Annotated in this window: 16 protein-coding genes and 1 riboswitch; of the genes, 4 read left to right on the forward strand and 12 right to left on the reverse strand. The window is 51.2% G+C overall.

Going from position 1 to position 13,253, the window contains the following annotated elements:
- Positions 1 to 40: 40 nt before the first annotated feature.
- From ytfJ to ribD, 9 genes are all read right to left on the reverse strand, one after another.
- Positions 41 to 496, reverse strand: coding sequence for a GerW family sporulation protein (gene ytfJ, locus JSQ80_RS28670; RefSeq protein ID WP_087433119.1), 456 nt, complete (start codon positions 494 to 496; stop codon positions 41 to 43).
- A complete protein-coding gene (locus JSQ80_RS28675) occupies positions 469 to 1,146 on the reverse strand; it encodes a DUF2953 domain-containing protein (protein ID WP_206098129.1) in 678 nt (225 codons plus the stop codon). Before JSQ80_RS28675 ends, ytfJ begins: the two co-directional genes overlap by 28 nt.
- A 168-nt stretch (positions 1,147 to 1,314) precedes the next feature.
- Positions 1,315 to 2,013 (reverse strand): metal-dependent hydrolase, encoded by a 699-nt coding sequence (locus tag JSQ80_RS28680; RefSeq protein WP_087433121.1) that lies wholly within the window; start codon positions 2,011 to 2,013, stop codon positions 1,315 to 1,317.
- 2 nt (positions 2,014 to 2,015) lie between these two features.
- Entirely contained in the window at positions 2,016 to 2,633 is a 618-nt protein-coding gene (gene scpB / locus JSQ80_RS28685; protein ID WP_087433122.1) for an SMC-Scp complex subunit ScpB, read from the reverse strand.
- Complete coding sequence (locus tag JSQ80_RS28690; protein WP_206098130.1) at positions 2,602 to 3,399, reverse strand: segregation/condensation protein A; 798 nt, start codon at positions 3,397 to 3,399, stop codon at positions 2,602 to 2,604. Before JSQ80_RS28690 ends, scpB begins: the two co-directional genes overlap by 32 nt.
- 63 nt (positions 3,400 to 3,462) lie before the next feature.
- Positions 3,463 to 3,930 (reverse strand): 6,7-dimethyl-8-ribityllumazine synthase, encoded by a 468-nt coding sequence (ribH, locus tag JSQ80_RS28695; protein ID WP_087433124.1) that lies wholly within the window; start codon positions 3,928 to 3,930, stop codon positions 3,463 to 3,465.
- 66 nt (positions 3,931 to 3,996) lie between these two features.
- Entirely contained in the window at positions 3,997 to 5,238 is a 1,242-nt protein-coding gene (locus JSQ80_RS28700; RefSeq protein ID WP_206098131.1) for a bifunctional 3,4-dihydroxy-2-butanone-4-phosphate synthase/GTP cyclohydrolase II, read from the reverse strand.
- Positions 5,239 to 5,258: 20 nt separating this feature from the next.
- Positions 5,259 to 5,936, reverse strand: a complete 678-nt coding sequence (gene ribE / locus JSQ80_RS28705; protein ID WP_206098132.1) for a riboflavin synthase — start codon at positions 5,934 to 5,936, stop codon at positions 5,259 to 5,261.
- The gene (ribD, locus tag JSQ80_RS28710; protein WP_206098133.1) at positions 5,917 to 7,086 is read right to left on the reverse strand and encodes a bifunctional diaminohydroxyphosphoribosylaminopyrimidine deaminase/5-amino-6-(5-phosphoribosylamino)uracil reductase RibD; all 1,170 of its coding nucleotides are present in this window, start codon (positions 7,084 to 7,086) and stop codon (positions 5,917 to 5,919) included. The genes ribE and ribD overlap by 20 nt, the downstream gene beginning before the upstream one ends.
- A gap of 388 nt (positions 7,087 to 7,474) precedes the next feature.
- Positions 7,475 to 7,632: riboswitch (FMN riboswitch) on the reverse strand.
- Between the two features lie 284 nt (positions 7,633 to 7,916).
- Here ribD and JSQ80_RS28715 point away from each other — a divergent pair.
- The 4 genes from JSQ80_RS28715 (at position 7,917) to JSQ80_RS28730 (ending at position 11,432) form a co-directional block, all read left to right on the forward strand.
- The gene (locus JSQ80_RS28715) at positions 7,917 to 8,612 is read left to right on the forward strand and encodes a response regulator transcription factor (RefSeq protein WP_206098134.1); all 696 of its coding nucleotides are present in this window, start codon (positions 7,917 to 7,919) and stop codon (positions 8,610 to 8,612) included.
- Between the two features lie 6 nt (positions 8,613 to 8,618).
- Positions 8,619 to 9,983, forward strand: coding sequence for a HAMP domain-containing sensor histidine kinase (locus JSQ80_RS28720; protein ID WP_206098135.1), 1,365 nt, complete (start codon positions 8,619 to 8,621; stop codon positions 9,981 to 9,983).
- Positions 9,980 to 10,738: a PepSY domain-containing protein gene (locus JSQ80_RS28725; protein WP_206098136.1), complete on the forward strand. Its 759-nt coding sequence runs from the start codon at positions 9,980 to 9,982 to the stop codon at positions 10,736 to 10,738. The genes JSQ80_RS28720 and JSQ80_RS28725 overlap by 4 nt, the downstream gene beginning before the upstream one ends.
- A 157-nt stretch (positions 10,739 to 10,895) precedes the next feature.
- Complete coding sequence (locus JSQ80_RS28730) at positions 10,896 to 11,432, forward strand: PepSY domain-containing protein (RefSeq protein ID WP_206098137.1); 537 nt, start codon at positions 10,896 to 10,898, stop codon at positions 11,430 to 11,432.
- A gap of 397 nt (positions 11,433 to 11,829) precedes the next feature.
- Here JSQ80_RS28730 and JSQ80_RS28735 read toward each other — a convergent pair whose 3' ends face one another.
- The 3 genes from JSQ80_RS28735 to JSQ80_RS28745 form a co-directional block, all read right to left on the reverse strand.
- On the reverse strand, positions 11,830 to 12,546 hold the full coding sequence (locus tag JSQ80_RS28735) for a transglycosylase SLT domain-containing protein (protein WP_206098138.1): 717 nt from the start codon (positions 12,544 to 12,546) through the stop codon (positions 11,830 to 11,832).
- A 185-nt stretch (positions 12,547 to 12,731) separates the two neighbouring features.
- Positions 12,732 to 12,944, reverse strand: a complete 213-nt coding sequence (locus JSQ80_RS28740) for a hypothetical protein (RefSeq protein ID WP_206098139.1) — start codon at positions 12,942 to 12,944, stop codon at positions 12,732 to 12,734.
- A gap of 13 nt (positions 12,945 to 12,957) precedes the next feature.
- Positions 12,958 to 13,230 (reverse strand): hypothetical protein, encoded by a 273-nt coding sequence (locus tag JSQ80_RS28745; RefSeq protein ID WP_206098140.1) that lies wholly within the window; start codon positions 13,228 to 13,230, stop codon positions 12,958 to 12,960.
- Between the last annotated feature and the right edge of the window lie 23 nt (positions 13,231 to 13,253).

The following is a 13,253-nucleotide window of genomic DNA, read 5'->3' on the forward strand; positions in this document are numbered from 1 at the left end:
AGGACAGTGAACTTGACGCCAATTGTTGTGTCGTGTTCTGCTACGGCAAAATGATATCTTCACCTGGCACAGGCTTCGATTGGGATGGCGAGCGTCTTATCATCGCCTCAATGCGATCCAGCACTTTTGGCGTGACATCAATAATTTTTTCCAACAGATGCGTTTGATTATCGAGCGACACTACATTGATACCTTGCGGACCAACGACTAAAAATGCGATGGGCGTAATGCATACACCGCCCCCGCTCCCTCCCCCAAAAGGCTTGGCAGCGGGCGGATGGTGCTGTGCTCCAGATTCTCTGCGCTGCAGTTCTTTCTCTTCGATGCGAAAATCGCTTCCGCCCGCAGCGAATCCCAATGCGACCCGGCTAATCGGCAATATTACGCTGCCGTCAGGGGTTTGCACCGGATCCCCTACAATTGCGTTGACATCCACCATCGCTTTAATATTCTCAAAGGCGGCGTGCATTAAGCCTTCGATAGGATGTTCCGCCATGTTCTGACTCCTCCTTCTGCGCGAACGATGCGGATGATTAGCTTAAAAACGACACTTATAGCGTGTGCGGTGCGAATTTTTGTTATACAGACAAGTCTCGTGGAAAAATACGGATAATTGTAATGCGGGATCACATCCAGATCGGGATGGCGGTGGAAACGGATATGTCTCGTCAAAAATCCTACCAGCAGGCTTTTGGCAGACCAAGAAGCTCCTGTCACGATTCCCGTCGCCGCAGGGTTGCGCAGGCCGATTTCCGTATCCCATATCAGCGAATCGCACTTTACTTTATCCAGCGCTTCACCAATCCACTCCAGAAAATCACGCGTATGATGGAGAAGCCTCTTCACTTTCTCGGCATAATTACGGAGTATCCGCTTATTGATGCGCCCTGTCTGTTTGCGGGCATGTCCGGTTCCAACATTGTCCTTCTTATGAACTCGTATATTAAATCCTTCATCCCAATCGATAAAGCGAATCGAGCGCCATTCATACCGCAATCGAACCCGGCCAAACAAGAAGCGGATAAACACGGCAATGCGGTCATGCTTGCCTGACTTATGAATGACAATTTTACACTCGACAGATGAGGCAAGTATGCAAATCAACAGCAGAAGTAGCACGATGATGACTACTGCCCCTATAATCATATGGTATGCCTCCCCCCCATTTCCTGAACTAACCGTATTATGGCCTTTCATCCAACTGAGCATACTTTCGGAATTCATCATTCATCCATAACATGATAAAGAGCCTGTCTGTCAAAGACGATGAATATCTTTGACAGACAGGCTCTTACCCGCTTAAGCGTTTGCCCATTATAAGTTTAAGTCGGACGTCTCCAACGATTCACCGGGAGCAAGCTCGACGCCATGGATTCCGATTAGCTTTAATCTGGACACATATGCCGAAGCATCCTGTTCGATAGGAGGAAATGTATTGTAGTGTATCGGCACGACGACTTTGGCTTGCACCCATTGGGCTGCGAGCAGCGCGTCTTCCGGATCCATCGTGAAGAAGCTGCCGATAGGCAAAAAGGCAATATCCGGCTTGAAACGTTCCCCAATCAGCTTCATGTCGCTGAACAATGCCGTATCGCCGGCATGATACAGCGTCAGTCCGTCCATTTGCAGCACGATGCCGGCTGGATTGCCCAAATAAATGGCTTCTCCGTTCTCCGTGTACGAGGAGCTATGCAGCGCCGGCACCCACTTAATCATGCCGAAATCAAAAGCGGCGGACCCGCCCAAGTTCATGCCGACTGCCCGCGCGCCCTGCCGCTCCATATACTCTGCCAATTCTACGACGGCGAGTATAGTCGCATCGTTCCGCTTCGCAATGGCGGCAGCATCGGCAATATGATCTCCATGCCCGTGTGTCAGCAGCACGTAATCGGCAGCGATGTCCGCGGGCCGGGCGGCCGCGACCGGATTGCCAGTCAGGTATGGGTCAATGATTATGCGGTGATGTTCAGTCTCCAGTTGAATGCAGGAATGGCCGTGAAATTGAATTCGCATCGTTATTTTCCTCCTTCAGTTTCATTCACATCCTCAATCGTCAGCTGACGTCCTTCTAATTTCTCGAACAGGAGCTGCGTTTCCTCCTCTAATCCGTCTGTTTTTTCAAATAAAGAAGCTTCTGGCAATTCCTGAATCGCAGACAGTCCGAAATAATCCAAAAAGGATTTGGTCGTTCCATAAAGAATGGGGCGGCCAATGGCTTCAGCTCTTCCGACTTCCTCAATTAGATCTTTGTTAACAAGCGTCTGTATGGCCCGATCCGATTTTACACCGCGGACTTCCTCGATTTCCACCCGGGTAATCGGCTGGCGGTAAGCCACGATGGACAGCGTCTCCAGCGCCGCCTGGGACAAAGATGAACGAGATGGCGAATAGGCCATGCGTTCGAAATACGGCGCATGATCGGGCAGCGTAGCCAGCTGGTACATGCCTGCAATGGCCACGATTTGCATCCCGCGCTTGGCCCGCTCCATATCTGCCTGCAGATCGCTGATGGCTTCCTGCACGATCTCCTGACGCTGTTCCGTAATCTCTGCCAGTTGTTTACTATTTAACCCTTCATCTCCCGCCATAAACAGAAGACCTTCAATAATCGACTTCAACATCTGAAAGTCCATCCGTTTCCACCTCACCGTTCCATTGAATCACGATATCTTCGAATAATTGGTCCTGATAACATTGTATTTGCTTCATCTTCATTAATTCAAGCAAAGCAAGAAACGTTACGACGATCTCATGCCGCGACATCTGTTCGCTGAGCAGCTTGGAGAACATCGTCTTGCCGCCGTTGCCGACCGGGCGCAGCGCCCGCACAATATCTTGAATCCGATCCTTCACCGATATTTCATCCCGATGAATGGTCGCCACCTGAGTTCGTCTCGCCGCCTTGCGGAGCGCCTTCTGGAAAGCGGCGATGAGGTCCGTCACATGCAGCCCCTCCACCGGATTTTCCTGAGCTGTCGGCATGTATGGCGATAAATCTTCCGGCTCCTTCGTGAAGATTAAGCTGCGTTCCGTCTCTCGTTCGCGCAAATGCTCGGCGATGCCTTTAAATTTGCGGTATTCAATCAGCCTTCGAATCAGTTCCGTACGCGGATCCATCTCGTCATCATCATAGTCCGCAAAATCATCTTCCCAGTCCATGACCGGAGGTTTAGGGAGCAGCTGCTGCGACTTCATCGATAGCAAGGTTGCCGCCATAACGAGGAACTCGCTCGTAATTTCAAGCTCGAGCTCGTGCATGTTGTGCAAATAATCCATATATTGATCGGTTATCTCGCTAATAGATATGTCTTGTATGTCAATTTCCGCTTTATCGATAAGATGCAGGAGCAAATCGAGCGGCCCTTCGAACAAATCCAATTTATACGTTACTACGGACACCCCGTGAACCTCCCGTGTAAAAACAAATGTAGCGCCCAAAAAGGGCACTACATTAAATAAGCACTATTTTAGTTGATTCGTCAAGTTTGCCATTTCAATCGCGGTAACGGCCGCCTCCCAGCCTTTGTTCCCGGCTTTCGTTCCCGCGCGCTCAATCGCTTGCTCGATGGAATCGGTAGTCAGCACGCCGAACACGGTCGGAACGCCTGTCTTCATATTCACTTGCGCTACGCCTTTGGCCGCTTCGCTGCAGACATAGTCAAAATGAGGAGTAGAGCCGCGAATAACCGCTCCGAGCGTAATAACCGCATCATACTTGCCGCTTTCCGCCATTTTTTGAGCGATTAAAGGAATTTCAAATGCTCCCGGAACCCAAGCGACATCAACTTCATCATCCTTGACACCATGCCGGGTCAATGCGTCAAGCGCGCCTGACACCAGCTTGCTCACGATAAACTCGTTAAAACGTCCGGCAACAATCCCGTATTTCAGTCCTTCGGATACTAAATGTCCTTCAAATATATGTGGCATAGATGAAACCTCCCATTAAGTTTGAGTGTGCCTGTTGTACATAAGCTGCTAGCTAATGAAATGCGCTTATGAGCGATTGTGTTCATTCTGCTCCAGCGAATCAAATTGCAGCAAATGGCCCAGCTTATCCGCTTTCGTATGCAAATAACGCGTGTTGTCCTCGTTTTCTTCCATTTGAATCGGCACACGCTCAACCACTTCCAGCCCGTATCCTTCGAGCCCTTTGATTTTGCGCGGGTTGTTCGTCATCAGCCGGATGTTGCGCACGCCGATGTCTTTCAATATTTGCGCCCCGATGCCATAGTCCCGCAAATCCGGCGGAAACCCCAGCTTCAAATTCGCATCCACCGTATCCAAGCCCTGCTCCTGCAGCTTATAGGCTTTAAGCTTATTAATCAGTCCGATGCCGCGCCCCTCTTGACGCATGTAGAGCAGCACTCCCGTACCTTCCGCCTCTATCTTCTGCAAGGCGGCGGCGAACTGAGGCCCGCAATCGCAGCGGTGGGAATGAAAGACGTCACCCGTCAAGCATTCGGAATGAACGCGGACGAGCACCGGTTGCGTTCCGTCAATATGCCCCTTAACAAGAGCGACGTGCTCTTTGTTGTCAACCTCGTTCGTATACGCAATCGCCTTGAATGTGCCGAAATCGGTTGGCATGTTCACTTCCACTTCGCGGCGCACCAAATTTTCCTTCTCATTGCGGTAATGAATAAGGTCTTTGATGCAAATGAGCTTCAGTCCGTGCTTTTCCTTAAGCTCCATTAAGTCCGGCAGGCGGGCCATCGTTCCATCTTCTTTAATGACTTCGCAGATGACTCCCGCAGGACTGGAGCCGCACATGCGGGCCAAGTCGACCGCCGCTTCGGTGTGACCCGCACGGCGAAGCACGCCGCCCGCCTTCGCGATGAGCGGGAAGATATGTCCGGGACGGCGGAAATCATGCGCCCTGGCTGCCGGATCGAGCATCTTCTGAATCGTCAGGGAACGCTCGTGAGCCGATATCCCCGTAGACGTGTCAACATGGTCGATCGATACGGTGAATGCAGTCCCGTGGTTGTCGGTGTTGTGCGTAACCATCGGCGGCAGCTCAAGCTCTTCGGCACGCTCCGCAGTAATCGGCACGCAGACGAGCCCTCTTCCTTCCGTAATCATGAAGTTAATGACTTCAGGAGTCGCTTTGTCCGCAAGCGCAAGAAAATCGCCTTCGTTTTCACGGTCCTCGTCATCGACGACTACAATTATTTTGCCTTGCATCAAATCGTAAATCGCTTCTTCGATCGAATCAAAGTGAATGATGTCATTCATGGAACTTCCCCCTTTATCCGTTACATAAAGCCATGCTCCGCCAAAAAAGCGGCGCTCAGCGAACTTGGCTTTGCCGTGCTGTTCTGCTCATCCTCCACGGAGGAGAAACGATATTTAAGCAAATGCTCGACATATTTGCCGAGTACGTCGCATTCAATATTGACCGTATCGCCCGGCTGTTTGAAATAGAGCGCCGTCTCCGCCAGCGTGTGCGGAATGATGGATACGGCGAATTCTCCCTGCTCTGCCTGAATGAGCGTCAAGCTGATGCCGTCTATCGTAATCGAGCCTTTCGGGATCATATATTTAGCCATGTCGGGCCGCGCTGCCCTGAATTCGAACACGACCGCGTTATGCTCCGGCGTCCGGCGTACGATAGTGGCCATTCCGTCTACGTGTCCTTGCACAATGTGACCGCCGAAGCGGCCGTCCGCTGCCATTGCCCGCTCCAAATTGACGGGATCGCCCGGGCGCAAATCTTTGAGATTCGTATGCCGGAACGTTTGCGGCATGACGTCCGCCGCAAACGAAGAACGATTGAAGGAGGTAGCGGTCAGACAGACGCCGTTGACGGCGATGCTGTCTCCCGACTTCAAGCTCTCAAGCACGCTGCCCGCTTGGATGTGCAGCACCAGCGCTTCGCCGCGCTTGGTCACGGACTGAAGCCTTCCTATCTCTTCAACAAGCCCCGTGAACATCGTCCTCTGCCTCCTTACTGATCTCTGAAGCTTCCGCATTATCGGAAGATTTCCCGTTCGGATAGCCGCTAATGCAAATATTATCTCCTAGCGTCTCTACTTTTACTTGCTGCAGCCGATACGCATCCTGCATCCGTTCCACGCCGTTAAACGTGAAGTTCCCCGGCGCGAGGCTGCCGCCAGCAATAATCGGCGCATAGAACAAGACAACCTTGTCTATCAGTCCGGCTTCCAGCATCGCACCGTTCAACCGGCCACCGCCTTCAAGAAGCACGGAGCCAATCTCGCGCTGGCCGCACCATGTCATCATGTTCCGCAAATCCACCTGTCCGCCGCCTCCTGCCGCAACCACCTCGATTCCAAGCTTCTGCAGGGCAATCCGCTTCGCTTCATCCGCGTGCGAGGTCGTAAAAATGATCGTCGGCGCGAGTCCGTCCGTCACGACCTTGGCGTCTAATGGTATGCGCAGCCGGGAATCTACAATCAGGCGCATCGGGTGCAAGCCTGGAACAGCGAGCCGGGTCGTAAGCGATGGATTGTCTGCCAGCAGCGTACCGCTGCCGACCATAATCGCTTGGTGACGATGGCGCATCGCATGCACCCGTTCACGAGCTTCCGCATTGGATATCCATTTGCTGTCTCCCGTGAATGTCGCTATTTTGCCATCAAGCGTGCTGGCCGTTTTGAGCGTGACATATGGAAGACGGGTCGTAATATATTTGGCGAACATTTCAATCAGCTCGCGCCCCTGTTCCTCGAGAACACCGACGGTGACCTCGATTCCATGCTCGCGCAGCAATGCAATGCCTTTCCCCGCTACAGCCGGATTCGGATCTTGGCATGCGACGACGACGCGGCGCACGCCCGATTCCGCCAAGCGCAAGCTGCACGGAGGCGTCTTCCCATAATGGCTGCACGGCTCAAGCGTCACGTATGCTGTAGCCCCTCGGGCCAATTCCCCCGCCATATGGAGCGCATGCACTTCCGCATGGCCCTCGCCCCGCCGGAGGTGGGCGCCGAGTCCGACCACACGGCCTTCGGCCGCAATCACACAGCCGACCGCTGGGTTGATCTCCGTTTGCCCTAACGACCGTTCCGCCATATCGAGCGCCAACTGCATGTAGAATTCATCATTTATGACATCATGCACCGATTTCAAACCTCCTTTCCTGCAATTCTTCCCTAAGCGGGTTATTCGGGAACAAAAAAAACCCTCCGGTTCCTCCGAAGGGCTAGATCATATGAGCTTACAGGTATGTACTTCATTTCACAATAGGCGCAAAGCATAATGAGCAACGAATAATCAGCATTTGAAAAACAATACTTTCCCATAAAATTGTAAAATATGTGTTCAAAAAGGGCGCTTCTCTGCAAAGCACAAGTACTCGCAAGAAAGCGACTTCGGAAAGCCTCGCTCTTTTTGATCAACACCTGAAAAAGTATCGTATACCAATATAAACGTTGCACACATCTTCATGTGCGCTTCGAATTGTGAAAAAAAGAACTATAAAGAATCAAAAAAAATGATTCTTCTCCTGACGCCCCTTCTCCCATCCAGACTATACTGTCGGCTCTGGAGTTGCACCAGATCCACCGTGCGAACGTATTCGCCCGGGTCACGGACTGAGGACTTGCCGAAATTCGGTCATTGCCCATCACCGCCGGTCGGGAATTACACCCTGCCCTGAAGGTAAGTCAAAATATATGAAAGTGAAAAGCCTTGCGAATAGAAGTTTATCATTAGTCGCCGCAAAATGCAACCGGGCTCCCCGCGTCTGCAGGACGAACGGTTTGGCTGCCTGCATCCATTGGACATACTGCAACCTGCATGCCATTAGGCCGCCGAATCTGGACTATTGATGCATATCCCCAGCTCATGTTGAACTAGAACCAAGAACGGGATATCCTTATTTACAGTATGTATTTTAGCAAAGCGTCATTAATTAGGGCTTGTACGATTACTATCCGGGAGATGCAACGATGAACAATGGGCACATCTTAATCATTGAGGACGAAGTAAAAATAGCGCGCGTAATCAAGCTGGAGCTGGAGTATGAAGGCTACACCGTGGACATCGAACATTCCGGCACCGAGGGTCTCCGAAAATATAATGAAGGACAATGGGATCTCGTGCTGCTGGATGTGATGCTTCCCGGCCTTAACGGTCTCGAGGTGCTGCGCCGCATTCGGGCGGCTGAGGCTCTGACGCCGATCATTCTGCTTACGGCAAGAGACTCGGTGCCAGACAAAGTGAGCGGTCTTGACATGGGCGCGAACGATTACATTACGAAGCCCTTCCAGATCGAGGAGCTGCTTGCGCGAATCCGGGCCTGCCTTCGCATCCGGCAGCAGCTGCAGAAGGACGGCGGACAACAGGAGGGCTTGCTGGAAGTCGCCGATCTTGCGTTGAATGAGAAAGCTCGCACGGTTACACGCCAGCACGCGCCCATTGAGCTGACGGCTCGCGAATTCGATCTGCTTCTGTTCTTGATGAAGCATGCCAATCAAGTATTGAACCGGGAACAGATCGTAAGCCATGTGTGGGGTTATGATTTTGTGGGCGATACGAACGTGGTGGATGTTTACATCCGGTATTTGCGTAAAAAAATAGATTATGAATATAGTCCCCCGCTCATTCATACCGTGCGAGGCGTGGGATATGTGCTGAAGGAGTAGCTTCCCATGAATCTCAAACATAAGATTCAGTTGTTCTCGACAGTAGGGCTGTTAATCATCGTTCTTATCATAAACACATCGATCTATTTCCTCTTCAATCGCATGGTATCGAATGAAGAGCTGGAGCGGATCGCCCTGCGCACCCAAAGCATAGCCGAAGCCGTTAAGCCTTCCGAGCTCGCAATTCCGGCTGCCGAATTGCTGCGCGCATACTTGCCATCGTCCGGCATGATCCGCGTCATCAAGGAGGATGGGCGTCCTATCGTGACGGTAACGAAGGAAGCAGAATTCGCGGGTATGGCTCCCGTCTATAGGACCTTGCAGACGACAGAGATGTCCACATTTCAAGGCGCACTCCTTGCGAAGTCCTATTTCCCAATCATTTGGAGCGATGGCAGCATCGCCGCCCTTGAAGTGACGGAAAGTCTGGCATCGGCCCAACAAAATATGAGGCTCCTGCTCGTCGTCCTACTTGTGGCATCGCTCGTCGTGCTCATTCCTTCCTTCGTTGCCGGAAAAATGCTGAGCAATGTCATCCTGCGTCCGATACACTCTTTGAATGCGACCATGGCAGAGATTCAGCGCAACGGAGTATTTAAAAAGCTTAAGCTCAGCGGCAGCGCAAACGATGAATTGGTCCAACTGGGGAACACATTCAACGGCATGATTGACATTTTACAGAGCAACTTCGAGAAGCAGCAGCAATTCGTCTCTGACGCCTCCCATGAGTTGAAGACCCCGCTCACAGTCATCGAGAGCTATGCGCGCATGCTGAAACGTTGGGGGATGAACAAGCCGGAGGTGCTGGAAGAGTCCATCGATGCGATCTACTCCGAATCCGTCCGGATGAAGGAATTGGCGAATCAATTGCTCTCGCTCGCACGGCAGGATGTGGATCAGACTGTCGAGTTGGCTCAAGCCGACCTGCTGCAGATTGGCGAAGATGCGATTAGGATGATACAGGCGGCGCATGACCGTCCGATAACGCTGCACAGCGAAGCGCGCGAGATAGACGCTCTCGTCGATGAACGGATGATAAAGCAATTGATGTTCATCTTGCTGGATAACGCATTGAAATACAGCACGTCCCCGATCGAGCTGCATATGGGCCGCGATGATGATGCCGCGTTTTTTAGCGTCCATGATCGAGGGATTGGCATTCCGCAGGAAGATATTCCCTACATCTTCGATCGGTTCTACCGGGTGGACAAAGCCCGCAGCCGGGACACCGGCGGCACGGGTCTGGGCCTGTCGATTGCGAAGCAAATCGTCGCCGCGCACGCGGGAACGATTGACGTGAACAGTGTCGAAGGCGCAGGAACAAGCATCAAGGTGAGAATTCCGGTGAAGGCTGAGGGGGGAACAAAATGAATCGTAACAAGCGCATCGCACTCGGCGGGGTTATCGCGGCCGTCATCTTGATTGCCGGAATAGCCTGCTTTAGCTTTAACCGGCCCCCGACTCTGTTGTCCGAGCAAGAAATCAAAACAAAGGTCGAAGCCCTCTACCCCGGAAAAGTAACGAAGCTGGAATTGAGCGGCGATAAAGGACACGCTGTATACACCATGCTCTTGAAGTCATCGAACGGCGCCTATCATATCCAGGCCGACGCGGTGACAGGCAACATCGCGCATCTGGCAGCATCCTCCAGTAATGCCCCTGGCGGCGCCCCGCCCCAGGATTCTGATGCCGCTGCCAAGCCGGGTGTGACGGAAGACGAGGCGAAGCGCATTGCGCTGTCAAAAGCCAAGGGTGACGTTGCCGGAGTGAAAAAGAGCAAACGAGACGGCGCGGAAGTATATGTAGTCACCGTCCTCACCAAAAATGACGGCAAAGCGATCGTCGAAGTAAACGCGGACACCGGTAACGTCGTGTATATGTCGGAAGTCGAGCATGCCGGCGGCGCACCAGAAGGCACGCAAGCTGCCAAGCCCAAAATCAGCGCCGCGCAAGCCAAGCAAATCGCGCTCGCCAAAGTGAAAGGCGCGGTGCACTCGATTGAGCTGGAGGATGACGACGATACCCTTCTTTACGAAGTGGAGATTATTACGGGCAAAAAAGAGGAAGTAAAGATTGAAGTTGATGCGTATACAGGAGAGGTGCTGTCCATCTCATGGGAAGACTAAAGTGAGAGGTAATGTTACCTAGCTCAGACCGCCTAGCGCCAATGACATGCCGGGCTCGTGATTGTCTTTCTCATCAAATTTTAATCTTATTATCCTGTTCTTCTCATGTTGAGGTCCTATGATGGAGTTAGTTGAACAAGATTAGGAGGTCACCAACATGAAAAAAATCATCATCGCATCATTGGCGGGAGCTTTGGCGTTGGGAGGAGCGGCTGCCGTTGCGGCACAACCGTGGAACGCCAACGATGGAGGCAAATTACAGCCGCAGGCAAAAATAAGCATAGAACAAGCGAAAAAGCTTGCCCTGCAAGCACATGCAGGCACAATTAAGGAAATCGAGCTCGAGCTAAACAACGGCCGGCTCGTCTATGAACTCGATTATAACAACGATGAGACGGACGTTTACGTGGATGCCGAGTCCGGTAAGGTGTGGCAGCACCACGATGACGAGGACCACGACGATCATGCCGATTCCCATGCTGTCCCTGTCGGCACGCAAGTGAAGATCGACAAGGAGCAAGCAAAACGAATCGCGCTCGCCAAGGTAGCCGGTACGGTGAAGGAAGTCGAACTGGACGAAGACGACGGCAGCTATGTATACGAGGTGGATATACGGACAGGCAAGGGGAAGGAAGCCCAAGTCGATGTTTCTGCCACGACAGGAACCGTATTGAAAGTGGAATGGGACGATTAAAACAGGACATTCTAGTCATTCCGGGAGGGGCACACTGCCCCTCCCTTGGAATATTACGCTTGCGAAAATATACCTTCCGGAACGGAGCGGACATCGAGATGTTCCAGCTGCCGTTCTATAAAAGGCGCATCTCTGATAGGGTGCAAACGGGATTAATCAAGCTGTCTTAAAATATTTTGTAAGTGGCGTAATGAGAATGGGAGGTTATCTATTCGGAGTATTAGAATAAATGCTGCATAAGTAGTTCATAAAATGCTTGAATAATAAGTGCGATTGTTATAATTGCGAGCTCAAGCGCTCACTTCTCGCCTCTTTCCCATTACGGTGAAAACAGTGAAGGTCGATACCCTCCGGTACGGCTCATCTTGAATCCCTGTAAACCATGTTGCCTTACGCACTATGAGTGCTTTGCTGCTTCCTGTTCAAAATGCTTCTTATACTTCATCACTTTTTTCGTATAAGAGCTGTCGATCGTGCCTTTGTTGTCAATCCATCGCTCCGAGCCTGCCCGGCCGCGATTATATGCGAGCAGCATCGCTTTCTCCAGCTTTTCGCCCTGATACGTATCTTCCCAATATTCCCTGCATTCAATCAGCTCTTCAATGCCAAGCCGGATATTGTGATCCGGATTGAACACATCCAGATTGCTGACGCGAATTTCCTTCGCCAATCTGCCGACGTTCCGTGAATTCATCTGCACCAAGCCGTAATCGGTCGTACCGTTATCATTATGATAGACGGTTTTGGCATCGAAGTTGCTTTCTGCTTTGATGAGCGCCAGGAACGTGTAATAGTTGATGCCTTCCGCGCGCGTTTCCTTCCAGATCATATCCAGAACTTCATCGGACAAGGTGACGGATGGGATATTCGGGCGTCGGTTATCGCTCACACCGAGGACGGATACTTCTTTCTTTTTTATCTGTTCCGCCTTGACCCCTTTGCTAGCTTGTACGACTGCAGATCTGTCTTTAACGAACGAACGAGAAAAATCGACGACAATCGCTTTGCTTGCCCTCCATTTTTCCAACAACAACGCTACCTTGTTCGTTTCTTCCCGAGCCGGGGGCGTAATCAACACCAATGCGCTCAAGATAGAGAGAACTATTTTAGCCATATCCAACTCCTTATCATGTTCTCCAGAATATATCAGGCTAGTCCATCCAGAGGAGATTCTGCCGAACACATGTTTACATTAAACCATATATTTGCGCGTAAAACACGCCTTTACATCAATTACCACAGTTATTACAGCAAATTTCCATGGATTCTCATTCGTTTTCAATACATATATTCACAGTTTTATAGCGCAGCATTTGGAAGATTGGCTTCTTCCATGCGATTGAATAGAGAGCCCAGCAGTCTGTATTGGGAAGCGGTTAACACAAAGTCTGACTGCATATCATGCGCCTTTTCGAAGCACAGGCAGATGAATTGATGCAACGCAGACGCTTGTTCCGGATCCAATGACATGCAGAAAACATTCACGTTCGTGTCGATACCGGTATCGTTCATCGCATTGGCTCCACTATGAAGGATTGGACCAATCGTATTGGGCCATATATTGTTTTTTTCGTTGATAGTCTGTCTCTGCTCCGACATACTTCTCGGCATCATATAAAAAATGCTGAAATTGGAACATCCGATCTTCGACTACTCCGCCGGCCTTGGGTCTCCCATATTCATCGGACTGCAATTCTTTCGTTTTGACCAATTTGGTGCGTCCTTCCTCTTCCACCTGATGCCATTTGTATTGAGGAATCAAGACGCGAATAATAGTTTTCTCATAATGCGGGACCATATGAAGCACCTCTTCATTTTTAA

Origin of the sequence: Paenibacillus apiarius, assembly GCF_017052585.1 — a bacterium.
Lineage (GTDB): Bacteria > Bacillota > Bacilli > Paenibacillales > Paenibacillaceae > Paenibacillus_B > Paenibacillus_B apiarius.

Coding starts and splice junctions, on each gene's coding strand:
- ytfJ (WP_087433119.1), bottom strand. CDS start 496: ATGGCGGAACATCCTATCGAAGGCTTAATGCACGCCGCCTTTGAGAAT.
- JSQ80_RS28675 (WP_206098129.1), bottom strand. CDS start 1,146: ATGATTATAGGGGCAGTAGTCATCATCGTGCTACTTCTGCTGTTGATT.
- JSQ80_RS28680 (WP_087433121.1), bottom strand. CDS start 2,013: ATGCGAATTCAATTTCACGGCCATTCCTGCATTCAACTGGAGACTGAA.
- scpB (WP_087433122.1), bottom strand. CDS start 2,633: ATGGACTTTCAGATGTTGAAGTCGATTATTGAAGGTCTTCTGTTTATG.
- ribH (WP_087433124.1), bottom strand. CDS start 3,930: ATGCCACATATATTTGAAGGACATTTAGTATCCGAAGGACTGAAATAC.
- JSQ80_RS28700 (WP_206098131.1), bottom strand. CDS start 5,238: ATGAATGACATCATTCACTTTGATTCGATCGAAGAAGCGATTTACGAT.
- ribE (WP_206098132.1), bottom strand. CDS start 5,936: ATGTTCACGGGGCTTGTTGAAGAGATAGGAAGGCTTCAGTCCGTGACC.
- JSQ80_RS28715 (WP_206098134.1), top strand. CDS start 7,917: ATGAACAATGGGCACATCTTAATCATTGAGGACGAAGTAAAAATAGCG.
- JSQ80_RS28720 (WP_206098135.1), top strand. CDS start 8,619: ATGAATCTCAAACATAAGATTCAGTTGTTCTCGACAGTAGGGCTGTTA.
- JSQ80_RS28725 (WP_206098136.1), top strand. CDS start 9,980: ATGAATCGTAACAAGCGCATCGCACTCGGCGGGGTTATCGCGGCCGTC.
- JSQ80_RS28730 (WP_206098137.1), top strand. CDS start 10,896: ATGAAAAAAATCATCATCGCATCATTGGCGGGAGCTTTGGCGTTGGGA.
- JSQ80_RS28735 (WP_206098138.1), bottom strand. CDS start 12,546: ATGGCTAAAATAGTTCTCTCTATCTTGAGCGCATTGGTGTTGATTACG.
- JSQ80_RS28740 (WP_206098139.1), bottom strand. CDS start 12,944: ATGAACGATACCGGTATCGACACGAACGTGAATGTTTTCTGCATGTCA.
- JSQ80_RS28745 (WP_206098140.1), bottom strand. CDS start 13,230: ATGGTCCCGCATTATGAGAAAACTATTATTCGCGTCTTGATTCCTCAA.